General features: G+C 54.1%; 20 protein-coding genes and 1 tRNA gene. 11 read left to right on the top strand and 10 right to left on the bottom strand.

From position 1 onward, the window contains the following. The first annotated feature begins 14 nt into the window (after window positions 1-14). The 4 genes from ACR0DU_RS10010 (at window position 15) to ACR0DU_RS09995 (ending at window position 5,767) form a co-directional block, all read left to right on the top strand. Window positions 15-1,685 (top strand): sulfatase-like hydrolase/transferase, encoded by a 1,671-nt coding sequence (locus ACR0DU_RS10010; protein WP_480874160.1) that lies wholly within the window; start codon window positions 15-17, stop codon window positions 1,683-1,685. Between the two features lie 84 nt (window positions 1,686-1,769). Further along, window positions 1,770-3,287, top strand: a complete 1,518-nt coding sequence (gpmI, locus tag ACR0DU_RS10005) for a 2,3-bisphosphoglycerate-independent phosphoglycerate mutase (protein WP_480874157.1) — start codon at window positions 1,770-1,772, stop codon at window positions 3,285-3,287. Beyond that, window positions 3,284-4,417, top strand: coding sequence for a murein hydrolase activator EnvC family protein (locus tag ACR0DU_RS10000; protein ID WP_480653580.1), 1,134 nt, complete (start codon window positions 3,284-3,286; stop codon window positions 4,415-4,417). The genes gpmI and ACR0DU_RS10000 overlap by 4 nt, the downstream gene beginning before the upstream one ends. Before the next feature lie 6 nt (window positions 4,418-4,423). Continuing rightward, window positions 4,424-5,767 carry a S41 family peptidase gene (locus ACR0DU_RS09995; protein WP_170545931.1) on the top strand — a complete coding sequence of 448 codons (1,344 nt, stop codon included), beginning with the start codon at window positions 4,424-4,426 and terminating at the stop codon, window positions 5,765-5,767. 47 nt (window positions 5,768-5,814) lie between these two features. Here the strand turns inward: ACR0DU_RS09995 and ACR0DU_RS09990 are convergent, their stop codons facing one another. From ACR0DU_RS09990 to ACR0DU_RS09980, 3 genes are all read right to left on the bottom strand, one after another. Continuing rightward, window positions 5,815-7,341, bottom strand: a complete 1,527-nt coding sequence (locus ACR0DU_RS09990) for an MFS transporter (protein WP_480874153.1) — start codon at window positions 7,339-7,341, stop codon at window positions 5,815-5,817. A 103-nt stretch (window positions 7,342-7,444) separates the two neighbouring features. Then, window positions 7,445-7,801: a hypothetical protein gene (locus ACR0DU_RS09985; RefSeq protein WP_480614487.1), complete on the bottom strand. Its 357-nt coding sequence runs from the start codon at window positions 7,799-7,801 to the stop codon at window positions 7,445-7,447. Between the two features lie 6 nt (window positions 7,802-7,807). Beyond that, window positions 7,808-8,569, bottom strand: coding sequence for a DUF6478 family protein (locus ACR0DU_RS09980; RefSeq protein ID WP_480455343.1), 762 nt, complete (start codon window positions 8,567-8,569; stop codon window positions 7,808-7,810). Window positions 8,570-8,797: 228 nt separating this feature from the next. Between ACR0DU_RS09980 and ACR0DU_RS09975 the strand changes: the two genes are divergently transcribed. From ACR0DU_RS09975 to ACR0DU_RS09960, 4 genes are read left to right on the top strand one after another with little or no spacing between them, the layout of a single operon-like run. Next, window positions 8,798-11,893 carry an ABC transporter transmembrane domain-containing protein gene (locus tag ACR0DU_RS09975; RefSeq protein ID WP_480874150.1) on the top strand — a complete coding sequence of 1,032 codons (3,096 nt, stop codon included), beginning with the start codon at window positions 8,798-8,800 and terminating at the stop codon, window positions 11,891-11,893. Beyond that, a complete protein-coding gene (locus tag ACR0DU_RS09970) occupies window positions 11,883-12,782 on the top strand; it encodes a CPBP family intramembrane glutamic endopeptidase (RefSeq protein WP_480874149.1) in 900 nt (299 codons plus the stop codon). Before ACR0DU_RS09975 ends, ACR0DU_RS09970 begins: the two co-directional genes overlap by 11 nt. A 59-nt stretch (window positions 12,783-12,841) precedes the next feature. Further along, a complete protein-coding gene (gene accD, locus ACR0DU_RS09965) occupies window positions 12,842-13,774 on the top strand; it encodes an acetyl-CoA carboxylase, carboxyltransferase subunit beta (RefSeq protein WP_480874146.1) in 933 nt (310 codons plus the stop codon). After that, window positions 13,771-15,045 (top strand): bifunctional folylpolyglutamate synthase/dihydrofolate synthase, encoded by a 1,275-nt coding sequence (locus ACR0DU_RS09960; protein ID WP_480874144.1) that lies wholly within the window; start codon window positions 13,771-13,773, stop codon window positions 15,043-15,045. Before accD ends, ACR0DU_RS09960 begins: the two co-directional genes overlap by 4 nt. Before the next feature lie 65 nt (window positions 15,046-15,110). On the opposite strand, the gene zapE is transcribed toward ACR0DU_RS09960, so the two are convergent. Next, window positions 15,111-16,169, bottom strand: a complete 1,059-nt coding sequence (zapE, locus tag ACR0DU_RS09955; protein ID WP_480874142.1) for a cell division protein ZapE — start codon at window positions 16,167-16,169, stop codon at window positions 15,111-15,113. A 147-nt stretch (window positions 16,170-16,316) separates the two neighbouring features. Here zapE and ACR0DU_RS09950 point away from each other — a divergent pair, with 147 nt between their 5' ends. Further along, window positions 16,317-17,558 carry an MFS transporter gene (locus ACR0DU_RS09950; protein WP_480874139.1) on the top strand — a complete coding sequence of 414 codons (1,242 nt, stop codon included), beginning with the start codon at window positions 16,317-16,319 and terminating at the stop codon, window positions 17,556-17,558. Window position 17,559: 1 nt separating this feature from the next. On the opposite strand, the gene ACR0DU_RS09945 is transcribed toward ACR0DU_RS09950, so the two are convergent. The 5 genes from ACR0DU_RS09945 to ACR0DU_RS09925 all read right to left on the bottom strand — a co-directional run bounded on the left by ACR0DU_RS09945 (window position 17,560) and on the right by ACR0DU_RS09925 (window position 22,105). Continuing rightward, the gene (locus ACR0DU_RS09945; protein WP_480874136.1) at window positions 17,560-18,180 is read right to left on the bottom strand and encodes an HAD family hydrolase; all 621 of its coding nucleotides are present in this window, start codon (window positions 18,178-18,180) and stop codon (window positions 17,560-17,562) included. 142 nt (window positions 18,181-18,322) lie between these two features. Continuing rightward, the gene (locus ACR0DU_RS09940) at window positions 18,323-18,778 is read right to left on the bottom strand and encodes a YaiI/YqxD family protein (protein WP_010441380.1); all 456 of its coding nucleotides are present in this window, start codon (window positions 18,776-18,778) and stop codon (window positions 18,323-18,325) included. Beyond that, complete coding sequence (gene sthA, locus ACR0DU_RS09935) at window positions 18,775-20,235, bottom strand: Si-specific NAD(P)(+) transhydrogenase (RefSeq protein ID WP_480607839.1); 1,461 nt, start codon at window positions 20,233-20,235, stop codon at window positions 18,775-18,777. The genes ACR0DU_RS09940 and sthA overlap by 4 nt, the downstream gene beginning before the upstream one ends. 3 nt (window positions 20,236-20,238) lie before the next feature. Continuing rightward, window positions 20,239-21,072 (bottom strand): S-formylglutathione hydrolase, encoded by an 834-nt coding sequence (gene fghA / locus ACR0DU_RS09930; protein WP_480874133.1) that lies wholly within the window; start codon window positions 21,070-21,072, stop codon window positions 20,239-20,241. 103 nt (window positions 21,073-21,175) lie between these two features. Then, window positions 21,176-22,105 carry an AEC family transporter gene (locus tag ACR0DU_RS09925; RefSeq protein WP_480874132.1) on the bottom strand — a complete coding sequence of 310 codons (930 nt, stop codon included), beginning with the start codon at window positions 22,103-22,105 and terminating at the stop codon, window positions 21,176-21,178. A 161-nt stretch (window positions 22,106-22,266) separates the two neighbouring features. Between ACR0DU_RS09925 and ACR0DU_RS09920 the strand changes: the two genes are divergently transcribed. After that, window positions 22,267-22,884: a TetR/AcrR family transcriptional regulator gene (locus ACR0DU_RS09920; protein ID WP_010441387.1), complete on the top strand. Its 618-nt coding sequence runs from the start codon at window positions 22,267-22,269 to the stop codon at window positions 22,882-22,884. A 48-nt stretch (window positions 22,885-22,932) separates the two neighbouring features. Here ACR0DU_RS09920 and ACR0DU_RS09915 read toward each other — a convergent pair. After that, window positions 22,933-23,017, bottom strand: a tRNA-Leu gene (locus ACR0DU_RS09915). 765 nt (window positions 23,018-23,782) lie between these two features. On the opposite strand from ACR0DU_RS09915, the gene ACR0DU_RS09910 reads away from it, so the two are divergent. Beyond that, window positions 23,783-24,196 carry a hypothetical protein gene (locus ACR0DU_RS09910; protein WP_170474967.1) on the top strand — a complete coding sequence of 138 codons (414 nt, stop codon included), beginning with the start codon at window positions 23,783-23,785 and terminating at the stop codon, window positions 24,194-24,196. Window position 24,197: the final 1 nt, after the last annotated feature.

Here is a 24,197-nt window from a genome sequence, read left to right as displayed (position 1 = left end):
ATAGTCCTCTTGGCATGAGCAAAGCCAAGAACGTCCTCTTCATCATGTTCGACCAATTGCGCTGGGATTACCTCAGCTGCTACGGACACCCACATCTCCATACGCCAAACATTGATAGGCTCGCTTCGAGGGGCGTGCGGTTTACCCGCGCTTACATTCAGTCCCCCATTTGTGGCAGTTCGCGCATGTCGACCTATACCGGTCGCTATGTGCATTCGCACGGCGCGTCCTGGAATAATATCCCGCTGAAAGTCGGAGAGATCACCTTGGGTGATCACTTACGAAAGGCGGGGATGGATTGCTGGCTGGTCGGCAAGACCCATATGGCTGCGGATGCCGAAGGCATGGCCCGGCTGGGATTGGAGCCCGACAGTGTGATTGGTGCGCGCGTGGCTGAATGCGGGTTTGACGTGTTCGAGCGTGACGATGGTTTGCGGGCCGAGGGACCAGATGGTTTTTACGATCCGGATGGGGCCAAGAAGTATAACGAATACCTGAAGGACAAAGGGTATGAGAGCGACAACCCCTGGCACGACTTTGCCAATTCGGGATTGGATGCGGATGGTAATGTTCTGTCCGGGTGGTTTCTGAAAAACTCGTCCGAGGCGGCCAATATTGCCGAGGAAGACAGTGAAACCCCATATCTGACCACCCGCGGGATGGAGTTCATGGATTCTCATGACGGCCCTTGGTGTTGTCATCTCAGCTATATCAAGCCGCATTGGCCTTATATTGTGCCGGAACCCTACTCATCGATGTATGGTCCCGAGCACGTTCTGCCGGTGGTTCGGTCTGAGTCAGAACGCCAGAATGCGCATCCGGTGCTGAAGGCATTCATGGACACGAAAATTGGCCAAACTTTCTCGCGTCAGGACGTACGCGAGGCCGTTGTCCCTGCTTATATGGGCCTAATCAAGCAAGCCGATGACCAGATGGGGCGGCTGTTCGACTGGATGGAGAAAACCGGGCGGATGCAGGATACCATGATCGTGCTAACCTCGGACCACGGGGATTTTCTGGGCGATCACTGGATGGGCGAGAAGACATTTTTCCACGATGCTTCAACAAAAATGCCCCTGATCATTTACGATCCATCATCTGAGGCTGATTCCACGCGCGGGACCACTTGTAACGCACTGGTCGAGTCCATCGATCTGGCCCCCACGTTTCTTGAGATTGCTGGCGGGGAGCCCGCAGGCCACATCCTCGAAGGGCATTCGCTGCTGCCTATTTTGCATGGTCAGGCCGATAGCACGCCACGCAATGTGGCAATCTGCGAATATGACTACTCTGCATCACCAATAGCTCAGAAGCTGAATGTCTCGGTTCGGGATGCGGTCATGTTTATGGTCGCGAACGAGAAGTGGAAGTTGATCCATTGCGAGGGTGGTTATCGCCCGCTCTTGTTCGACCTTGAGAATGATCCAAATGAGCTGACCGATCTGGGTGATTGCGCCGAGCACGCGGACATCATTGCAGAAATGTATGACCACTTGTTTGCTTGGACCCGCCGTCCTTCGCAGCGTACCACCCGGTCCGAAGAGCAACTACTAAACATGCGCGGATCGAGCGGCGGAACTGGCATCGTGATCGGTATTTATGACGAAAATGATATGCCGCTTGAGTTGACTGTGAAGTATCGCAACCGTAAGGCACGGCCATTTGGCGACTACACGTCAGATTAATTCTGCTGTTGTAGCTTCAAAAGACGGTTCAACCTTGCACGGGCAGGGGGTAGAAGATGGCGACGCCGAAATCGGAGAGCACTCATGACCGCCCCCAAACCCGTTGTTCTGTGTATCCTTGATGGTTGGGGGCTGTCCGATGACACCAAAGCCAATGCGCCATATCTGGCAAACACGCCGACCTTTGATGCACTCACGGCGGAAGGGCCACATGCGCAACTGATTACGCACGGGCCGGATGTGGGCCTGCCAAGCGGCCAGATGGGAAATTCCGAAGTCGGGCATACCAATATTGGGGCAGGGCGTGTGGTTGCGATGGATCTGGGCCAGATCGATCTGGCGATCGAAGACGGTTCTTTTTCCAACAATGAAGCACTGCAAGATTTTATCGCTAAGGTGAAAGCGACAGGTGGTACAGCCCATTTTATGGGATTGGTCTCGGATGGTGGTGTACATGGACACCTTGATCACATCGTAGCCGCTGCGAAAGCCATTACCGATGCCGGCGTTCCAGTTGCGTTGCATGCCATCACAGACGGGCGCGATGTGGCGCCGAAATCAGCCTTTATCTACATTGCGGAGCTCGAAGATCGTTTGCCCGAAGGGGCAAAGATCGTCACGGTCTGCGGGCGATACTATGCCATGGATCGTGATAATCGCTGGGAACGCGTTTCTGAGGCTTATGACGCGATTGTCAAAGGGCAGGGGCGTACCGTGGTTTCGGCACATGAGGCTGTTGATCACGCTTATACCCAATCCGAGACAGACGAATTCATCGCGCCCACGGTGCTCGCCGGGTACTCGGGCATCCAAGACGATGACGGATTTTTCTGTCTGAACTTCCGTGCCGACCGCGCCCGCGAGATACTGCGCGCAATTGGCGAACCAGGTTTTGCAGATTTTGACACTGGCCCGCGCCCGCAGTTATCGGCTCTGCTTGGCATGGTCGAATACTCCGACGGCCACAATGCCTATATGACGACCGTATTTCCTAAGCGGGACATCGTGAATACTCTGGGCGAATGGGTTGCGAAACAGGGTTTGCGCCAGTTTCGGCTGGCCGAAACTGAAAAATACCCCCATGTGACCTTTTTTCTAAACGGTGGCATAGAACAACCCGAAGAGGGCGAAGATCGTTTCATGCCCAAATCGCCCAAAGTGGCGACATATGACCTGCAACCCGAAATGTCCTCGGCCGAGGTGACCAGTAAATTCGTCGAGGCGATACATGACGGATATGATCTGATCGTCACAAATTATGCCAACCCCGACATGGTCGGTCATACCGGTGATCTACAGGCTGCGATTGATGCCTGCGAGGCGGTCGACAAGGGATTGGCCCAAGTCGTAGCTGCCTTAAAGCAGGTGGGTGGCGCGATGATCGTGACCGCTGATCATGGCAATTGTGAAATGATGGTTGATCCGGCAACCGGCGGTCCGCACACCGCCCATACTTTGAACCCTGTTCCAGTTGTATTGGTTGGCGGCCCCGAAAATGCAAGCCTGCGCGATGGGCGACTGGCCGATCTGGCTCCAACGCTGCTGGAACTTATGGAACTACCAAAACCTACAGAAATGACTGGAGCAAGTCTGCTGACATGAGGATTAGACCGGTCCTCATAGCAGCGTTGATTTGGTCGACGCCTGTCATCGCGCAAACTAACCCGTCTATGGCGGCGCTAGAGGCGGCAGAGATGCTTGAGCAAGCCTCGATAGCTCTGACCGAGGCTGACAGTGCACGTGATCGGGTCAAAGCGCTGACCGAAACGCTTCAGGCGTACGAGGCTGGTCTGACCGCGATGCGTGACGGCCTGCGTCGTGCGGCCCTACGAGAAGCGCAATTGACGGCGGAACTTCAGGTGAGGGAACAGGAGGTGGCGCAGCTGCTTGGTGTTCTGCAGACTATCGAGACCACCGCGCCACCGGTACTGATGCTGCACCCCTCCGGCCCATTGGGAGCGGCCAGAACGGGTATGATGCTGTCAGAGGTTACGCCTGGCCTGAACACTCAAGCCCAGAATCTTGCAGCCGATTTGCAAGAAGTCCAAACGCTGCGCCAGCTCCAGCAGAATGCCGCCAATACCCTGACAAAAGGTCTGACGGGGGTGCAAGATGCTCGTACGAAACTGAGCGAGGCTATTGCGGACCGTACTGACCTACCGCGCCGCTTTGTCGAAGATCCCGTGCGCACCGCTATTTTGATATCTTCGACCGAAACGCTGGACGGGTTTGCCAGTGGATTGTCTGAGATTTCCGATGGCGAAATCGCAGATACAAACGCCGATATCGCGGATCAGAAAGGCCATATCGCCCTACCCACCAAAGGGGTCATTCTTCACCGATCGGGGGAAACAGATGCGGCTGGCGTTACGCGCGCCGGTCTTGTGTTGGGAACGCGGCCTCGCGCATTGGTAACGTCACCCACAGCCGCAACGATCCGCTACCGAGGACCATTGCTGGATCTGGGGAACCTAGTGATCCTTGAGCCTCAATCTGGGCTGCTCTTTGTGTTCTCGGGTTTACAAGAGGTGTATGGCAATACGGGAGAGGTGATCCCGGAAGGCACTCCAGTGGGTTTAATGCCGGGTGAAACCCCGGGAATCGGCGCTATTATGTCAACAAGCGGTGATGGCACTGGAACTGATCGGTCAGAAACGCTCTATATAGAGGTAAGAGAAGATAACAGCCCAGTGGACCCGGAATTATGGTTCCGGACGGACAAGGATGGATAAACGAGTATGAAGAAATTTGTGATTGCCGGTCTGGCCGGCACCGTGGCGGGGTTAATCGCAACCACACAGATTGCGGGGCCCTTGTTGGCGCAAGAGGCCGAAAACAAGGCTGGAGTATATGAGCAGCTTGATCTGTTTGGCGATATTTTCGAACGTATCCGCGCCCAATATGTCGAAGAAGTCGAAACCGATGAATTGATCGAAGCGGCGATTGACGGGATGCTAACCTCGCTTGATCCGCATTCCAGCTATCTGTCGCCTGATGACGCCGAACAAATGCGAGTGCAAACGCGAGGCGAATTCGGTGGTCTTGGGATCGAAGTCACGCAGGAAGAAGGCTTTGTCAAAGTTGTCTCGCCCATGGATGATACCCCGGCAGACGCGGCCGGGATCGAAGCAGGTGATTTCATTACCCATGTCGATGGCGAAAGTATTCTTGGCCTGACTCTGGATAAAGCGGTTGATTTGATGCGTGGCCCGGTAGGGTCGGAGATCGTTATCACAGTCGTGCGCGAAGGTGAGCAGGAACCCTTTGATGTTACGATCGTGCGCGACACAATCAAACTGACAGCCGTCCGCGCGCGCACTGAAGGCACCAGTGTGGTGCTGCGCGTCACAACCTTTAATGATCAGACCTTCCCAAACCTCAAGGAAGGGTTGGAAGAACAAATTGAAGAGGCGGGTGGTATCGAAAATGTAAACGGTGTCGTTTTGGATCTGAGGAATAATCCGGGTGGTTTGCTGACGCAGGCTATCAAGGTTTCAGATGCGTTTTTGAATGAAGGTGAGATCGTTTCGACCCGTGGTCGCAATCCGGAAGACGGTGAACGGTTTAACGCCACACCCGGTGACCTGACCGGTGGTAAGCCTATTGTTGTGCTGATAAACGGCGGCTCAGCGTCGGCTTCGGAAATCGTGGCTGGCGCACTGCAGGATCACCACCGTGCGATTGTGGTTGGCACTAAAAGCTTTGGAAAAGGATCAGTCCAAACGGTAATGCCAATTCGCGGCGATGGCGCGATGCGTCTAACTACATCTCGCTACTACACGCCCTCGGGTCGTTCGATTCAAGCGCTTGGCGTCAGCCCGGACATCATTGTAGAGCAACCCCGTAACCGACCCGATGAAGAGGATGAGGACGATGCAAACGCCCGCACCCGGTCTGAGGCCGATCTTCGTGGTAGCCTGAACAATGACAGCCTGAGCGAAGACGAGATTCGCCAGATTGAAGAGGACCGGGCCAAAGCTGAAGCGACAGCAGAACTTCGGGAAGAAGACTACCAGTTGGCCTATGCAATCGACATCCTCAAAGGTCTTTCGGCATTCAACCCAACCGGACCTTCGCAATAATAGTCGTGGGGCCGCAATAGGCGGCCCCACCTCCAATTTATTCAGCTTTATTCTTCGATCTTGTGCAGTTTTTTCTCGTCCAGCATCAGGGCAAGGATAATTCCTACCGCGACCGAGAAAGTGGCGAAGACAAAGGCCATGTTCATTCCGGTGTCAAAGGCTGCGGTAATTGCAGACTTAACTTTTTCGATTTCACCCGATCCTAGTTTCTGCATTACAATTTTTGCAGATTCTGTGGTCAGCGTCCCACCATTAATTGCCTTTTGATCGGCGTCAGACATATCAATGTCTGCAGCCGCAAGCCCAGTTTTCAGGCTTTGCAGACTGGATACATACATGACCGCAGTCGCGCAGGCGACAGATATTGCGCCGTAGACAAGATGGGTCATGAAACTCAGCCCGCCGACCAGACCGGCGCGTTCGGGCCTGACTGCGCATACAGCTGCTGTGCCTGACGGACCAACTGTCAGCGTTGCACCCAATCCAATCAGGGCCATTCCCGGTAATATCTGAAGATATCCGGCGCTGGCAGGCATTACGACCACGCTTGCTGCGCCGAGTGTCGAACAAACATATCCCCAAAAGAGCAATCGTTTGGGTCCGAAGTCATTGTAAAGCGTGCCCGAGACAATCGAGCCAACGGCCAACAGGACCGTCAGCGGGGCCAGACCCAACGCGGATTGAAAGACAGACCACCCAAGAACTTTCTGCATATACTGTGGAAAATATAACAACCCCACGAAAGCGGCGGAGACGTTGAACATGTTCAAACCCAGGGTGATCAGAAACTCTCGATTCTGCATTAACTGAGGCAGCAGCAATGGCTCCTTGACCCTCTTTTCGACCCTCGGAAACAAGAAAAACAATACAGCGCTGACAAAAAACAGCAGTATGAGAGGTAGCGACGTCCAGCCCCAGTCGGCCCCTACGTCTAAGCCGTAAAGCAGTAACAATACCGCCAATGACAGGATGCCCATACCTGCAAAATCGATATGCTCCCCTTTCTTATGCTCGGTTTCACGCTCCATCAGTAGGATGGCTGTGGCCATTGAAACGCAGGAGAACACTACGTTTGCCAGGAAAAATAGCCGCCAGTCACCCAGGTTGACCACTGCGCCGCTGATCATTGGGCCGAAGACGTTGCCTGTGGTAACACCGGCTAGAATTAATCCCATAACAAGCGCGCGGTGTTCCTCTTTCGCAACTTTGGTCGCACCAAATGCTAGAGTGCATGGCCAGACGCATCCTGCCCCTATCCCCTGCAACGCGCGCGCTCCGATCAAATAGTCCAATCCGGGCGAGACAAAGCACAAAATCGATGCAAATAAGAAAATCGAAAGGCCAATGATCATCATCCTGCGATGGCCATACATGTCACCCAAGCGACCACCGGCCACCATCGTCATGGCAAAAAACAGGGCGTAGATATTCAGAACCCATTGGGTACTGGTTATGTCTGCGTCAAAACTGCTTTCAATTGCGGGCACCAGCATCAAGGCCCCGGTGAAATCGATCCCGATACCGAATGCCGTCACCATCAGGGCGATGATTTTTATGATGCTCTTGCGATCCATGGCCTCATCACTTGATGACGGAAAGCTTCAATGATGCATGGACAACGCTGAAATGAAAGAAGTTTACCGCGCATGGCTGTTAGTGATCGCGACAAAACCAGGTCTAAGATGCCTGAGATCTGCGAAACGCGCTCTTTAACATGTCAAGTTCAGCGCGAAGTAACGCAACCTCGGCCCGCAGATCATCAGCAGCGGGAGATCCGGCAATGACGGTAAATTCACCTAACTTCTCACCGGTTATCGTGTCACGGATTAAGAAACACTGCACACCTTCGGAAACGGCGGAAGACGGTACTGGAACGCGCAAAACCCACCCCTCATCATCGGGTATCAGTTCGACATCTGGCAATTGCTCACCCAGATACTGCACTTCAACCTGAGGAGTACTTTCACTGCTCAGGTGACCTTCCCATACAGCGTTCTCAAAACGAATTGGGGTTAAGCTTGTTTGCGTCATCATGTGCCTCTAAAGATCTGCCCTGTGATGGCGGCAAAATGTCAAATCGCGTAAAACCACACGATTCATTGCAGGTTGATCAATAATCAGGTCCAGCCAGAGTTTTTCAATCCGACGTTCGTGCAATTCTAGATGTGCCAGATCGAAATCGACCGAGCATTCTGGCGTCGAAAGATCGAGCTCGCGCAGAACCTGCTCGGAGTTGGGGCCATGTTGGATGTTGAGTCGGGAAAAGACGGTTGTCGGGCGTTCGGATTCAATCACAGTGTCCACCCGCATCATGTGCTGACGAGTCAATCCAACGGCGGCATCTGGTGGAAGCTCGATGGACAACGACAGAAATGACCCTTGAAAATCAAAGATCTCTATCGCCAGGCTAAATGGTGCTAAGTCCTTTTCCCGCCGATTGCGGGTTTGCTGCAATCCAATCTCGCTCAAAGAGCAGTCGTGAAACAAGGTTACTTGCCCATCTATCTTCGCCTTACGCGGTGCGGATGCCAGTCCCTTGCGCGATGCAGGTAAACGCCAAAAATCTGGGCGCCATGACCAGTCGGTTCCCAGTGGTTTCGGCAATTGATCAGAGCCAAGCCGCGGCTGGATCAATCGATTATCAGCAATTTGGATGACCCGTTCCAGCTGCCCCCGCAATTGCCGCGCCTCATCGCGTTGACGCCTAAGCTTGGGCAAAGCCAACTGGTCGGCCAACTGCTCTGTCCGCTGAAACCGCCGGATTGTCTTGCGCAGAATATAGCGATCCAGAAATTCCCTCATCGTCCTCTCTTCCAAACCTGTCTCTCTTTAGTCAAAAGCCGTGCAATGGACAAACCAGTCCTGATTAATAACGAGTGATATTTTCTGAGATCTGAACAAGACACGCAGATCAGCTGGAATTTACGGCGGCGGTACTTCACAATTCTTGCAATGGACTGGGCTGCAGCTTACCGTCGGCGTTCTGGCGAAATGGCCCCAGATCAATTAAAGTCACGACGAGGCAGGGGCATGGAACCCACCCTATTTTCATTCATCTGGAAGTATTCGAAGAAACAGCAACTGGTGTTGCTGTGTTTGACGGTTTTGTCATTTCCGTTTCTCTATGCCTCTTTGGAGCTTCCAAAGCAGATTATCAACGATGCTATTGGTGCACCAACGGACACTGTGACTGTGCTTGGTATCACTGTGAGCCAGGTGCAGTATCTGATGATTCTGTGTTTTGCCTTCCTGGCGACGGTGATCGCCAGCGGTGTCATGAAAATGCGCATCAACACTATGAAAGGCATTTTGGCCGAACGGATGTTGCGGCGTCTTCGCTTTACTCTGATCAGTCGCTCCATGCGTTTTCCCAAATCCTATTTTGCGACCACCAGTCAGGGTGAGCTGGTGTCGATGATTACTTCCGAGGCCGAGCCAATGGGCGGGCTGATGGGCGATGCAATTGCGCAGCCGGTGTTTCAGTTTGGTCAAATGATGACCATCGTCACCTTTTTGTTCATGCAAAGCGTCTGGTTCGGGCTTGCCAGTATAGCACTGATCCCACTGCAGGCCTGGCTGATCCCCAAGCTGCAACGCCAGATCAACCTGCTGAACAAAGACCGCATTCAGGAGGTTAGGCGGTTAAGCTCTGAAATCGGGGAAAGCGCTGCCGGTATTGGCGACCTGCGCACCAACGGTGGCTGGCGCTATAGACTGGCGCAGTTCAGCCATCGTTTGGGAACCTTGTTCGAGATCCGTTTCAAGATCTACAACAAGAAGTTCTTTATGAAATTCCTCAACAACCTGATCACTCAGATTACGCCCTTTTTGTTTTACTCGGTGGGCGGGTATCTGGCGATCACCGGCGAGGTGACAGTGGGCGCGCTGGTTGCCGCGCTTGGTGCCTACAAGGACCTCAGCGGCCCGTGGAAAGACCTGTTGACCTACTACAATCAGGTGCAGGATATGTCGCTGCGCTGGGAGATCGTGATCGAGCGTTTTGCGCCTTCAAACATGATACCTGAGCGGTTGTTTGATGGCGTTCCAGATACCATCCCGCATCTCACCGGGGATATCGAGTTGCGAAACGTGACGGTTCGTGACGATGACGGCAAAACGATCCTCGAAGATATCGATCTGACAATTCCGAAAGGGGCTCGGATCGCCATTCAGTCCAAACACGCCTCTGAGCGTAGTGCGCTTGCGCAGCTACTGACGCGCGAGCTGCTTCCGGTTCAGGGAGAGGTCTTGATGGCCGGTCATAACCTGAGCGACCTTCATCAAGCGGTAATTGCCGCAAGGATCGGCTATGCCTACTCGCGACCGTATTTGTTTGACGGAACGCTGGGGGACAACCTCTTGATGCCATTGCGCACGCATCCTCAGCACGAACAAGATGCGCTCAGAGTGCCCTCGCGCCGTCAAATCGAGGCGGTTCGGGCAGGGAACCCCCCGGATTCCTTGTCTGATGAATGGATCGACCCAGGTCTAGCGGGTCTCGACGACATCGAAGACATTCGCGACTGGTGGTTCCAGCTTGTCGAAGCTATGGGCATCGATGAATTTATGTTTCGCCGAACGTTGCGTTCTCAATTCGATCCGAATGTGCACCCGGCGCTGGCAGAGGAAATCGTCAATCTGCGTGATACTGTTGCGACCCGACTGCAGGAGCGAGGGTTGGACAAATATGTTTACCGGTTCGATCCGGACCAGTTCAATCCAGCTGTTCCTTTGGGTGGTAACCTGCTTTTTGCCTCGCCAACGCAGGACATAGCGCCTGACATCCTTGCAGGTGATGACCGGTTCCTATCGCTGCTCAGGGCCAATGATCTTGATAGTGATGCGCTCGGGATTGCCGAGGCTGTACTGGAAACTTTGAACCAGACTTTCGGGCGTGACGGCGCTGATCACCCGCTGTTTCTAAGGCTCGGCATGACGAAGGACATGTATCACCGTCTGCTGGATATCGAAGAGCGCCGCAAGACCAAAGGAGATGACTCTATCGGTGATCAGGAACGCGCACTTCTGCTGACCGTGCCGTTCATGCTGACAGCCGAGCAAATCGGCCCCAGCTTCCCAGAGGAATACAAGGAAAAGATCCTTTCCATCCGTCGCACTCAGGCCGAACGGTTGCGGGCTGCCATGGGGTCAATGTTTATCCCGGTGTCGCCGGACACCTATGTTCCGCGCCTGACAGCCATGGAGAATGCTCTGTATGGTCGCGTCTCGATCATGGCCGGGGCTCAGGCCGAAGAGATCGAAGATCTTGTGGCCGAAGTGCTGAACGAGGCTGGGCTACGCCGCAGGGCTGCCGCAATCATATATGACCTGCCGTCCGGACTGGGCGGGAACAACCTGCCAACTGTTTTTCAGGAACGCGCTGCGTTTTCACGAGCGGGAATAAAGCGACCGGATATATTGATCCTAGACAAAGCGCTGGCCAGCCATGATTCAGAGAGCCGCTTGAGAACCCGCCTGAAATTACGCGAATTGTTGCCCGATTCAGTTATGATTTTCATGGAGGATCACTTCGCCCATCCTGAAGCCTATGATTTGTTTGTGGAAATCAAAGATGGTCGAATTGACGGTGTGTCGCGTGTTGCCACAACTGGTGAGGATGACACGTCGGATGATCTGAGCCGAAAGCTAAAGATCATTTCTTCTACCGAATTGTTTGCACGCTTGGACGGGCGCAACCAACGCCTTCTGGCCTTTTCGGCCCAATGGTACGAGGCGGCGGCTGGTCAAACCATATTTGCGCGTGGTCAGGCACCGGATGCAGCCTATTTGTGTATCTCTGGTAAGGCCAGCGTAAACTGGATCAATGAGCACGGTGAAAACCGCTCGATCTCGACGGTAGAGCCAGGGCGTCTGATCGGTGATTTGGCGATCATTACCAATGAGCCTCGCCAATTGGATCTGGTGGCTCTCACGGATTGTTCCTTCCTACGAATTGGTGCCGAAGAATTACGGGCAGTAATCGAAAGTGATGCAGGTGTGGCGGTGAGGCTCCTTGAAACGGTGGCCGGCTATCTGACCACCGTTTCAGAACGGCTGCGTGACGGTAGCACGTTGATTGGTGAAGAACCGCCTGTGACAGATGTTGAGCGAAACGATGAACACTAGAGAACAGCCCGGCGCTTATAAGAGCCATCAACACCTGATTGAGGACGCCAGCAGGCATCCAGAGATCTGGCGTCTTTTTGCAGGCTTAGCGCTGGTAGCAGTGGTTGTGGTGACGCTCAACGCAATCTTATTTGCTACTGTCGTCAGCCTGGGCCCGCCCGGATCAGCGGCTGCCTTTCTCACGGGGTCTTCCCCATTTGCACTGCTTATCGTGCTAGCCAGTTTTATTTTCGCCACGCTGGGGGTCGCGCTGGGTGCAAGATTGTTTCAGCACCGTTCGCTGTCCTCCATCGTCGGAAATCAGTCGATTGCCCTGCGGCAGTTCTGGCGCGTCCTACGCGCGTTGCTCATACTTAGTTTCGTTATATTGGCGTTACCGCCCTACGATCTGGGAGAACCATTGTTAGTCAACCTTGGCTGGTCCAAATGGCTTCTACTGTTACCTTTGTCCTTGGGTGCGGTTTTCATTCAGACGAGCGCCGAAGAAATTCTGTTTCGCGGCTACCTTCAACAAAGTCTCGCTGCGCGGTTTCGGTCTCCAGTTATCTGGATGGGGCTGCCGTCGATCTTGTTCGCTGCAGGTCATTATAGTCCTGCCACCGTTGGTGATAGTGCGATCCTGATTTCCATCTGGGCCCTTACGTTCGGATTGCTGACCGCTGATCTGACTGCGCGGGCAGGGACACTTGGACCTGCCATTGCGCTGCATTTTTTTAACAACTTTGCCGCACTTCTGGTAATTTCTCTGCCCGACAACCTTGGGGGCTTGGCCTTGTTTCACCTGCCTTACGAGGCGTCCGATGCGGATGCGCTCAGACCCTGGTTGTTTGTAGACTTTGTGCTGATGGTCGTTGGGTGGCTCACCGCGCGATTGGTCCTCAGGCGCTGATTGCATTTCCGGGCATTGCGTCTTATTTGACGTCAACGTCGCAATATCAAGGTTCCCACATGAACTGGATCACAAACTACGTACGCCCCCGGATCAACTCGATCTTTTCGCGCCGCGAAGTGCCTGAAAACCTTTGGCACAAGTGCGGCGAATGTGGAACTATGCTGTTTCATCGCGAGCTGGCGGAGAACCAGAATGTCTGCACCCAGTGCGGCCATCATATGGCGATCACACCACGGGACCGATTCACGCATCTGTTTGACGGCGGAATTTTCTCGGAAGTTGAGGTTCCGGCCCCAAAAGATGATCCGCTGCAGTTCCGCGATCAGAAAAAATATCCCGACCGGATGAAGGCTGCTCAGAAAAAGACCGGCGAGAAAGAGGCGATGTTGGTTGCCCTTGGCGAGATAGGTCGCACGCCGATTGTAGCTGCCGCGCAGGATTTCTCGTTCATGGGCGGATCGATGGGCATGTATGTCGGCAACGCCATCATCGCCGCCGCTCAAGAGGCGGTTAAACTGAAACGCCCGCTGATCCTGTTCTCGGCTGCGGGCGGTGCGCGGATGCAGGAAGGTATTCTGAGCCTTATGCAAATGCCCCGCACAACGGTGGCAGTCGAAATGCTCAAAGAGGCAAACCTGCCCTATATCGTTGTCCTGACCCACCCAACCACAGGCGGTGTCACCGCATCTTATGCCATGCTGGGTGACGTTCACATTTCGGAGCCCAATGCATTGATCTGTTTCGCCGGACCACGCGTTATCGAACAGACGATCCGCGAAAAACTGCCTGAAGGATTCCAGCGCGCCGAATATCTGTTGGATCACGGCATGCTTGATCGCGTGACGAAACGTACCGAGATGCGGGAAGAATTGATCACGATCACCCGCATGCTTATGAATCAGCCCCCGGCGATCAAAGGCGACTTACCCGCGCCTGAACCCGAAGAGGCCACTTCAGAGGCGCCTGCCGAGGAAGTGGTCAAAAAATGACCGCCCAATCCTCGGATGTAATCCTCGACCGGATGATGGCGCTGCACCCCAAGATTATTGATCTGACCTTGGACCGGGTTTGGCGTTTACTGGCTGCGCTCGACAATCCGCAAACAAAACTGCCGCCTGTCATCCATATCGCTGGAACCAACGGCAAAGGCTCGACCCAAGCCATGATCCGGGCAGGTCTTGAGGGGGCAGGGCGCGCGGTCCATGCCTATACGTCTCCACATCTGGCCCGGTTTCACGAACGAATCCGGTTGGGTGGTGAGTTGATTTCCGAAGCCGACCTCACTGCCGTTCTGGATGAGTGTTATGCCGCCAATGGTGGTGAAAATATCACCTATTTTGAAATCACAACCTGCGCTGCACTGCTCGCGTTTTCTCGTGCAAAGGCCAACTATACTTTGCTTGAGGTCGGATTGGGCGGGCGACTGGACGCCACGAATGTGATTGATCAACCTGCGTTGACGGTAATCACACCCGTCTCAATCGACCATGAGCAGTTTCTTGGCGATACACTTGGCAAGATCGCCGCTGAAAAGGCGGGGATCATCAAGCCAGGGGTTCCCTGTATTGTCGGCCCGCAACAGGATGAGGCGCTGGAAGTGATCGAATACACCGCAGCTCGTCTCGGCGCTCCGCTGTTCATACACGGGCAGCACTGGCATGTGCACACGGAAAATGGCCGCCTGATCTATCAGGATGAAACCGGGTTGCGCGATCTGCCCATGCCCAACCTGTTGGGAGGCCATCAAATTCATAACGCAGGTGCCGCTTTGGCTGCATTGCGCCACCTACAAATGGGTGATGATGCCTACGAGGCTGCGGTCACCAAAGCCGAATGGCCTGCCCGAATGCAGCTGTTGAAAACCGGCCCTCTGGTCGAGCAAGCCCTTCAAGCCGAGCTGTGGCTTGATGGCGGTCACAATGCAGCTGCAGGGGCAGCGTTAGCTGATGTTTTATCGTCATTGCCAGAACGACCGACGCATATGATTTGCGGTATGTTAAACACCAAGGATGTCACTGGCTATCTCGCACCTTTGGCCACAAAAGCTGCCGGGTTGACCGCTGTGTCCATTCCCGGCGAACAGAATACGCTTAGCGCTGAAGACACAGCCGCTGCAGCCGCCAAAGTGAATCTGACCGCAACAACCGCTGACAGCGTTGCCGAGGCGCTCGCGGCAATCACTGCCCAAACCCCTCACGCGCGGGTTTTGATTTGCGGGTCCCTTTATCTCGCAGGGAACATTCTCCGAGAAAACGCCTGATCCGGTACTCAGTCAAAAATACTCCGGGGAACCCGCCCATTTAGCTTGGGCGGGGGCGAGGTACCCTATTTCCCCCAATCCTTAGCCTGCATCTCACGCAGCCGTGACGCTGTACGTTCGAACTCGAACGTGCCTTCCCCTTCGACGTACAGCATCTCGGGCTCGGCAGCGGCAGAGCTGATTAGCCGGACCTTCCCCTCATACAGAGCGTCAATCAGGGTCACGAAGCGCTTGGCCTCGTTAAAATTGTTGCGTGACAATCGCGGGATGTCTTCCAGCACCAGCACCTTCAGCGCTTCCGCTATTGCCAAATAGTCGCCGGGGCCCAGCATCCGTCCGCAAAGATCATAAAAAGATGCTCGCGCCACTCCGTTTCGGAACGCGGGCAGAACAACTTCGCGTCCCTTGACCTGCAAAGCCAAAGGCTCCGCCGGCCCACCTGACAAATCATTCCACACAGCACGAATCTTCTCTCGCGCCTCGGGTCCGATAGGTGTGAAATAGACCGGAGAACCTTCAAGCCGGTTCTGCCTGTAGTCGGTGGGTGAAACCAGCTCCCATACTTCCAGTTGTTCTTTGATGTGCTGGATGAAGGGCAGGAACAGTTGCCGGTTCAGCCCATCCTTGTACAGATCATCCGGATGGCGGTTTGAGGTCGTGACAACAACAACCCCACCACTATGAAGCATATCAAATAGCCGTCCGACGATCATTGCATCTGTGATATCGGTGATCTGCATCTCATCAAAAGCCAGAACACGCACAGACTTGACCACGGCATCGGCGACCGGCGCCAGCGCATCTTCGACACCGTCTTCACGTGCCTTGTGCAAGCCTGCGTGAATTTCCTGCATGAACGCGTGGAAATGGACCCGACGAACCGGGATATCGCCCAGTGTCTCGACAAACATGTCCATCAGCATTGACTTGCCGCGCCCGACGCCACCCCAAAGATACAAGCCTTTGGGCGGTGGAGTGGCCTTGCGAAAAAAACTACGCTTAACCGGTTCAGCTAGTGCCGCCCGAATGCGATCAAACCGGGGTAGCACCGCTTCCTGGGCGTCATCCCGTGTCAGAGAACCATCGGCGATGCGATCTTCGTAGAGCGAAGTTAAATCCGTCATGTCTTGAGCCATACCGCCCGGTTCACGTATTGAAAAGAAACCTTTTTCCCGGCACATCAATTTTGCTGAACTGGCGTCGCAAAACTCCTGAATTGACGTGTGCGGTCGCGCCGCTAACGTCTTTACGAACCACTCCCTGGAGGCCCAATGCCGCAATCTACCCGCCTGCTGAACCCTATTCTAATCGTAGGTTGCATCGTCATTACCGTCGGCTTTGCGGTGCGCGCTTCTTTTGGTGTGTTTCAAATCCCAATAGCAGATGAGTTCGGCTGGCTGCGTAGCGATTTTTCTATGGCCATAGCGATTCAGAATCTGGCCTGGGGAATCGGTCAGCCGATCTTTGGTGCTATCGCGGAAAAGATCGGTGATCGGCGCGCCATTATTCTGGGTGCTTTGACCTATGCTGCGGGTATGGTGCTGACGGCTTGGTCTGTCACACCATTTGAACATCAAATCTATGCGTGGCTTGTTGGTTTCGGGATCGCCGGAACAGGGTTTGGCGTTGTGCTAGCGGTTGTTGGTCGTGCCTCATCCGACGCGAACCGGTCAATGTCACTGGCGATTGTCACAGCGGCGGGCAGCTTCGGGCAGGTTATCGGTGCTCCGACGGCCGAATGGTTGCTGACTTTTCTGCCCTGGCAGCAGGTGTTCCTTGTCTTTGCCGCAGCAATTCTCGCTTTGATCCTATCCTTGCCGTTTATGCGGGCGCCTCTACCGATCAGCAAAACTGAGCTCGAAGAAAGCATGGGGCAAATCCTTGCTAAAGCTTTCCGCGACCCTTCGTATTCACTGATTGCAATTGGGTTTTTCAGCTGTGGCTATCAACTGGGCTTTGTCACTGCGCATTTTCCCGCCTTTGTTACCGAGATGTGTGGCCCGATCCAGCCCGGGGGCCTGTTGTATTCAATGGGCATCACCACGACATCGGCCCTGGGTGCAATAGCCATTTCGTTGATTGGGTTGGCCAATATCGGTGGAACGCTTCTGGCAGGTTGGGCGGGAAACCACTTTCCGAAGAAATATCTGCTAGCTGCTGTGTATACTGGCCGTACGATTGCAGCAGGGGCTTTCATCGTGTTCCCAATCACGCCTTTGTCGGTGATCGCGTTTTCACTGGTGATGGGATCGCTTTGGTTGGCAACAGTGCCGCTGACGTCTGGACTTGTCGCGCATCTTTATGGCCTTCGATACATGGGAACGCTCTACGGCATCGTATTCCTGAGTCATCAAATCGGCAGCTTCCTGGGCATCTGGCTGGGCGGACGCATGTACGATCAATTTGGTGATTACACCATGGTTTGGTGGATCGGAGTCGCCATCGGGGCCTTCAGCGCCATCATTCATCTGCCCATCCGGGAAAACCGCGAACCAGCTGGCGTGGCAGCCTGACCTAGACGGCTTCCTCCTTGGTCAATAGTCCCTCCAACACCAACCGATCCGCCCAACCCTTAGGGTCAATGAAGTGATGAGTCTGCCAACCACGCACCTTGGCTGTTTCGAGGTTTTCGATCCTGTCATCAGCAAACAAAAGAGCGGCGGGGTCGATGCCGCAATCGGCCTCAACCATCTCATAAATAGGGGTATGAGGCTTAACTGCTTTCATCCGGCCCGAGACATACTGGCGATCAAATTCGTTCAAAAACGGATAAACGGTGGTTGCATAGTCGAAGTTCTGAACCCCAAAATTGGTCAGTGCAAAAACGGGTACTTTTTTGGTTCGCAGCGCTCGCAACAGTCGCGCTGAATGCGGGATTTCAGGCGCGGCCAGCTCGATCCAGTTGTCGTGCCACATCCGAATTTCCTCGCGCCAATTCGGGTACTTGTCCGCCCATCTGTAAATCGTATCGGTGAAGTGATGGCCCTGATCCACCAGATCATTCATTCCATGCAGATCGACCTCGGCAAACATGGCACGACGACGATCCTCGCCGATCACGCGATCATAGTAGCGCTCGGGCTGCCACTCGATCAGTACGTTTCCGATGTCAAATATTACGGCTTCGATGGTCATATGGTAATCCCATACCTAATCAATTGCCGCCGACTGAACCAAGCACCGGACGAAGATGCAAGCACCATCCGCAGCGTGGTACGCGCTGCACGGTCCAACGGGACGCTACGCATCTTTGAAACGTCACGGACCGGCGGGATTGCTACCCGCGCAATGCGGCGCGTATCTCTCGCTCAAGCACGTCAAGAAAACGCGATCGATCTGCTTTGCCGAACGATTTGCCGCCGCCGCCAGTTCCCAGAGGATTTGCAGCACGAAGATCTGCCATCAGATCGCGCATCGCCAGTTGCTGGCCGATATTGGCTGCCGTAAAAGCCTCACCGTTCGGGCGGAGCACACGAGCATCGGCTTCAATGCACTTCGCGGCAAGCGGGATGTCTGACGTCACCACGATATCGCCTGCGCCGCAGCGCTCTGCGATCCACTTATCCGCCTCATCGGCACCGGCCGCGACAATCACCACCTGCACCAGCGGGTTGGTCGAGGGGCGCAGCCCACCATTGGAGACCAGGACCATTGGCACTTTGTGTCGGGTTGCGACGCGTTCGGCCTCGGGCTTCACAGGGCAAGCGTCGCCATCGATGTAAAGCGTCGTCACGTGTCTTTGGCCTTTGTCGACACTTTCGCCTTCGAGGTGGATTTGCGTACCTTGAACTCTTCGGGAATAGGCATCCGGTTAAAAGCGTCCAATCCCGCAATTTTGTAAGCTTCGGCCAAAGTCGGGTAGTTGAACGTATTTTGGACGAAGTAATCCACCGTGCCTTTCAGGTTCAGCACCGCCTGCGCAATATGGATTAGCTCTGTCGCCCCTTCACCTACAATCTGCACTCCTAAGACGCGGCGGGTCTTGAGCGAGAACAGCATCTTCAGCATACCATGCTCCAATCCCATGATATGCCCGCGCGAGGTTTCGCGGAACCGGGCCACGCCGACCTCGTAGGGGATGCCACGTTCCTGCAGTTCTTCCTCAGACATGCCGCAAGTCGAGATTTCGGGAACCGAGTAGATCCCATACGGGTACCAGGGGCTTTCCGGTAAGGTCGGTGTCTCAAGCGCATGACAGGCGGCGACTCGCCCTTGCTGCAAAGACGTTGAGGCCAGCGAGGGATGCCCGATGACATCTCCGGTGGCATAGATATGAGGCACCGAGGTTTGATAACTCTTTCGGTCCACGCTGATCCGATTGCGATGGTCGGTATCAATCCCAACAGCGTCTAGGTTCAGGGCCGAGGTTGCACCCATGCGCCCCGCGGCAAACAACAACATCTCAGCCCGGACATGGCGCCCGTTGTCCAGTGTAATCTCGACATGACCGCCCGCATCTTCGATCTTTTCGACGGCCGACCCCAACCGCAGATCAACACCATTTTCACGAACTTGGTGTGTGAAGTCGTGGATTAGCGTCTTGTCGATGAAATCTAGAAATGTCTCGCGTGGTTCAATCAGCGTAACGCGAACATCCAGCGCCGAGAACATGGTCGCGTATTCAACACCGATCACACCGGCACCGATCACACAAAGCGAACGCGGTATTTCTTCCATCTCTAGAAAGTCATCTCCGTCGACGACGGTTTTGCCATTGAAGGGAACGTAGTCGGGGCGATATGTTTTGGTGCCGGTCGCGATCAGGAATTTTGCAGCTGTCAAACGCGTTGTTTCGCCTGCGTCGGTTGCGACCTCAACCTCATGCGGTCCGATGAACTTGGCTAGCCCGCTCAGCGTTTCCACATGGTTTCGGTTAAATTGGTGTTCCAGCACGTCGACCTCATGATCGAGCGTCATGTGTAGCCGTGCCTTCAGATCTTCCGCGCTGATCTGATCCTTAACCCGGTAGGAGCGCCCATAAAAACTGCGTTCACGCCAGCCTGACAGGTTCAGCACTGTTTCCCGTAAAGTTTTGGACGGGATTGTCCCAGTATGCACTGAAACGCCGCCCAAACGGTCTTTGCGGTCAATCACCAGCACCCTGCGCTGCAGTTTTCCGGCCTGAATAGCCGCCGCGCGCCCCGAAGGACCTGAGCCAATGATGATCAGGTCATAATCATATTTGCTCATGCCTTATTCCCCATACAATGCTTCGGCGTGGAAGGTGATGTGGTCCTCCATAAAGGTGGACACGAAATAGTAGGAATGATCATATCCCGGCTGCAGACGATAGGTGGCTTGTTGGCGACGTTCGGCGATTGCCTGCGCCAATGCTTCTGGGCGCAGCAGGTCCATGAATTGGTCATTTGCACCAGTATCGATCAGGATGGGACCGTTGAAGCCGGTACTTTTCATCACCGCTGACGCGTCGTGCTTAGCCCATGCCGCTTCATCATCGCCTAGATAGGCGCTGAGCTGCTTGCGACCCCAATCCGCCCCTATCGGGTTTGAAATCGGCGAGAAGGCTGAAACCGACCGATACCGCCCAGGCAGATTCATCGCCAGCGTCAATGCACCATGTCCGCCCATCGAATGCCCGGTGATTGCCTGGCGGTCGGCATCAATTGCAAAGCTCTCTACCAACAGCGCAGGTAGTTCCTCGGCGACATAGTCCCACATGTTGAAGTGAGGGGCCCAAGGTTTTTGTGTAGCATTGACGTAGAAACCCGCGCCCTGACCAAGGTCATAGTCTTCATGATCCGCGACCCCATCTCCGCGAGGCGACGTATCGGGGAACGCCAGAGCAATACCCTGTTCTGCCGCCCAGCCTTGCGCTCCGGCTTTGGTCATTGCGTTTTCATGTGTGCAGGTCAGGCCTGATAGATACCACAAAATCGGAACCGGGCCGTCCTTTGCCTCGGCCGGAAGGAAAAGACCAAATGTCATATCACATTTGCAAGCCGAGGAGGCATGGCGATAGACGCCTTGCACACCGCCAAAACAGGCATTTTCCGAAAGGGTTTCCATCGCTCTGATCCTTACGTTGTGTCGGCGTCATGGCTATCGCTCTGTCGCGTCCGCGTAAAGTGCGAGTGCTACCGGCGGGTGGATTATTAGAAAAGTTTGAAGATCAGAGGGTGCTGACCCAACCAATTACCAGCGGGACAGTCAGGATGCTGGCCAAAGTCGACAGTAAGATTGCTGCGGATGCGCGCTGTGGGGCCACTCTGTAATGCGCGGCCAGCATGTAGACATTGCCCGCAACGGGTAAAGACGCCGCCGCGATGGCGACCATGGCTGGAAAGGATGCAACCGGAATCAGCCAGATCACCATAAGTGCGACAAAAAAGGGATGCAGAACCAGTTTGCAAAAACTCAGCCAACCCGCAATCTGTATGCGTTCCGCCGATTTGTCGGCAAGTGACGCGCCAATGGCAAACAAAGCACCCGGTGTCGCCGCACCCCCCAGAATTGTTAGAAAGTCGTTCAAAGGGGCTGGGACGGGCACATTGAATGCCGACCAGATCAACCCGGCGGAGATCGACAAGATCATTGGGTTTCTCAGCAAGCCAATCCCAATCAAGCGCACCGTCGCAAGACCGAGCCGACCATCTCGACCACCGTTGATCAAAATCACGATCAGAGAGGAAAACACAACAAGATCAACGGTCAGAACCAGCATTACGGGCCCGATGGCCGCTTCAGAGAACAAAAGCGCAAGCATTGGTAAGCCCAGGAACCCCACATTGCCGATCGCCGCGCATTGGGCTTCAACAGCAGCCGTCGGAATATCCAATCCGCGCAGATAGGCGACAACAGTTGCCAGTAAGTAGACGCCCGCTGTTCCAATCAAATATCCGATTACAAGGCGGCCATTGAAGATCTCGGTAAAGGGTAGGGTGGCTGCAAATCGAAACAGCATTGCAGATAAGGCGAAGAAAAATACGAACTTGGTCAGATAGGCAGTTGCCTCGGGCGGGAAAAATCGGCTGCGACCGGCGCAAAATCCCAGGCCGATGATTGCGAAGAAGGGCAATGTGCGCAGAAAGATCTCGACCATAGCTGTGTGTTAACATGATAGGCCGGGGTCGCAAGGGCGACGCGCGGCAGAAGCTACTCTTGACGGTTAAACGTTGTGACAAAACCGCGATCCAGTTGAATTGCGTTGAAACTGAACCGAACGGTTTATAGTGTTGTAGAATATCGCATTCAGGAGACATCATGACTCAAGCCGCCGCCATCCTGCGTACAGGCCGAAAATTCGATCAGGTTTTGCGCGGGGCGCGCGAGGTGTTCATGGCGGATGGGTTCGAAGGCGCGAGTGTTGATGACATTGCGCGATCAGCGGGCGTGTCGAAGGCCACTCTCTATAGCTACTTCCCCGACAAGCGTCTGTTGTTCACCGAAGTCGCCCAGACTGAGTGCCGGTTAATGTCCGAGCGTATCCTGTCAATGATTGACGAGACCAAACCTGCGCGCGAGGTGCTAACAATTGCAGCAACTCAGCTTACTGCATTTCTGGTTTCAGACTTTGCGCAGCAAGTCTTTCGCATTTGCGTCGCCGAGCGCGACAGGTTCCCGGAACTCGGCAAAGCGTTCTTTGAGGCAGGTCCTCAGAATGGTCAGCGACAGATGGCAGAGTATCTGACCAAAGCGGTCGCAAAAGGAGAGTTGGCTGTCGAAGACGTCAATATTGCGGCCGAGCAGTTTTCGGAGCTGTGTAAGGTAAGGCTATGGGGACGGGCCGCTTTTGGTATCCAAAACAGTTTCAGCCAAAGTGAGATTGACGAGGTTGCTATACAGGCGGTCGATATGTTTATGGCACGCTACGGCGTTTGAGTTTGACGACCCAACGTCAGAGCAACGAATCGATTCTGTGAAGATTTGTGGTGCGGGTGGAGGGACTTGAACCCCCACGCCTTGCGGCGCCAGAACCTAAATCTGGTGCGTCTACCAATTTCGCCACACCCGCAACCCGATGCCAAAGCATCGCGACGAGGCGCTCAATAGCAAAGCTTTTGAGGGAGCGCGAGAGGTAAAGTGCGACAATACACAAGATTATTATGGCCATACGAGAAACAATAAGACGTCGAATTGCACTTCATCCAAACTCCTGAGAATCGAGTGCAAGTCCGAAGTGGCAATCCGTCGAAAAGGAAATCTCTTTGAAGGGCGGGTTTATTTAGATCAAAGTGCAGAGATTTTCTGTTCGTCGAGATGTCAGAATAGGCTCAATCTTGACATTATTATTGTTTCCAAAAGGTGAACTTGTGGACCATTTTTGATCGTAAGTGTGTTGCACCTATAAGTTGAGCTCGCCACGAGGTTTGTGGGCGAAGGGTCGCCAGAGTGAAATATTGGGTGTTATGTGAGTAGCCTGAAGGAATTTTAAGCAAAGTTACACCTAGTGATGGGGATCGATTAATTTTGTTAAAAAACAAATAAATATAAGATATTCTGAGGCTCAATTCTGATCCAGTGCACCAGATTAGAGTTGTCAGTATTGGAATCGGTCACGGGTCCAATTGGTGCGTGCTTTTTAGGCATTCTCTTATAGGTTGAGGTATTTATGAGGTCCGTCACCTTATTTGTGCCACATTTGAAACGCCAAAATATCCTATTCGCGTCAAAATAACACCGCGGAAATCGTAATTGATTGAACGCAGGAGTTAATGAGTCTTTTTGCCTTCTGGCACCGTGCGAGTTTCTGCTCAACTCCAGAACAAGGGTCTCTGTCGTGACCAACCTGATCAAATCCGCTGCTTCCGAGCAGGACGTTGTAAGTCTTGCCCGAGAAAGTTTTATCGGCGAGCTAAAAACTCTGAACCGCCAGCATCCTGGAACTGGTTTCGGCGTTGCGCTCAAAACCCATTCGGGCAATCGCTATTTGCTGGCGAATGCCCGCATGCCTTTGCCGGCAAACAAATCAGAAGATTTTCCAACAGGGCGCCGTGTCGCCTGCCTGGAAAATGGGGAAGGCTTCAGTTCTATCGAAGTGCTTGCTGATTCCTTCGCATATGAATCAATTTCACCGCAAACCGAGGCTGTGATCCTCGGTAACGCATTGGACCTTATCGCGCGCATCGACACGCTTGCGAGCCTGCCGGACGGGGCAGGGGACCAATTTGCCGCAACAGGTACCGGAGGCTAAC

This window comes from Ruegeria sp. G2 (assembly GCF_056533505.1).
This window is presented reverse-complemented; position numbering and strand designations above follow the sequence as displayed.

Bases quoted from the DNA above. Each gene is read 5' to 3' on its own strand.
- ACR0DU_RS10010 (WP_480874160.1), top strand. From the start codon at position 15: ATGAGCAAAGCCAAGAACGTCCTCTTCATCATGTTCGACCAATTGCGC.
- gpmI (WP_480874157.1), top strand. From the start codon at position 1,770: ATGACCGCCCCCAAACCCGTTGTTCTGTGTATCCTTGATGGTTGGGGG.
- ACR0DU_RS10000 (WP_480653580.1), top strand. From the start codon at position 3,284: ATGAGGATTAGACCGGTCCTCATAGCAGCGTTGATTTGGTCGACGCCT.
- ACR0DU_RS09995 (WP_170545931.1), top strand. From the start codon at position 4,424: ATGAAGAAATTTGTGATTGCCGGTCTGGCCGGCACCGTGGCGGGGTTA.
- ACR0DU_RS09990 (WP_480874153.1), bottom strand. From the start codon at position 7,341: ATGGATCGCAAGAGCATCATAAAAATCATCGCCCTGATGGTGACGGCA.
- ACR0DU_RS09985 (WP_480614487.1), bottom strand. From the start codon at position 7,801: ATGATGACGCAAACAAGCTTAACCCCAATTCGTTTTGAGAACGCTGTA.
- ACR0DU_RS09980 (WP_480455343.1), bottom strand. From the start codon at position 8,569: ATGAGGGAATTTCTGGATCGCTATATTCTGCGCAAGACAATCCGGCGG.
- ACR0DU_RS09975 (WP_480874150.1), top strand. From the start codon at position 8,798: ATGGAACCCACCCTATTTTCATTCATCTGGAAGTATTCGAAGAAACAG.
- ACR0DU_RS09970 (WP_480874149.1), top strand. From the start codon at position 11,883: ATGAACACTAGAGAACAGCCCGGCGCTTATAAGAGCCATCAACACCTG.
- accD (WP_480874146.1), top strand. From the start codon at position 12,842: ATGAACTGGATCACAAACTACGTACGCCCCCGGATCAACTCGATCTTT.
- ACR0DU_RS09960 (WP_480874144.1), top strand. From the start codon at position 13,771: ATGACCGCCCAATCCTCGGATGTAATCCTCGACCGGATGATGGCGCTG.
- zapE (WP_480874142.1), bottom strand. From the start codon at position 16,169: ATGACGGATTTAACTTCGCTCTACGAAGATCGCATCGCCGATGGTTCT.
- ACR0DU_RS09950 (WP_480874139.1), top strand. From the start codon at position 16,317: ATGCCGCAATCTACCCGCCTGCTGAACCCTATTCTAATCGTAGGTTGC.
- ACR0DU_RS09945 (WP_480874136.1), bottom strand. From the start codon at position 18,180: ATGACCATCGAAGCCGTAATATTTGACATCGGAAACGTACTGATCGAG.
- sthA (WP_480607839.1), bottom strand. From the start codon at position 20,235: ATGAGCAAATATGATTATGACCTGATCATCATTGGCTCAGGTCCTTCG.
- fghA (WP_480874133.1), bottom strand. From the start codon at position 21,072: ATGGAAACCCTTTCGGAAAATGCCTGTTTTGGCGGTGTGCAAGGCGTC.
- ACR0DU_RS09925 (WP_480874132.1), bottom strand. From the start codon at position 22,105: ATGGTCGAGATCTTTCTGCGCACATTGCCCTTCTTCGCAATCATCGGC.
- ACR0DU_RS09920 (WP_010441387.1), top strand. From the start codon at position 22,267: ATGACTCAAGCCGCCGCCATCCTGCGTACAGGCCGAAAATTCGATCAG.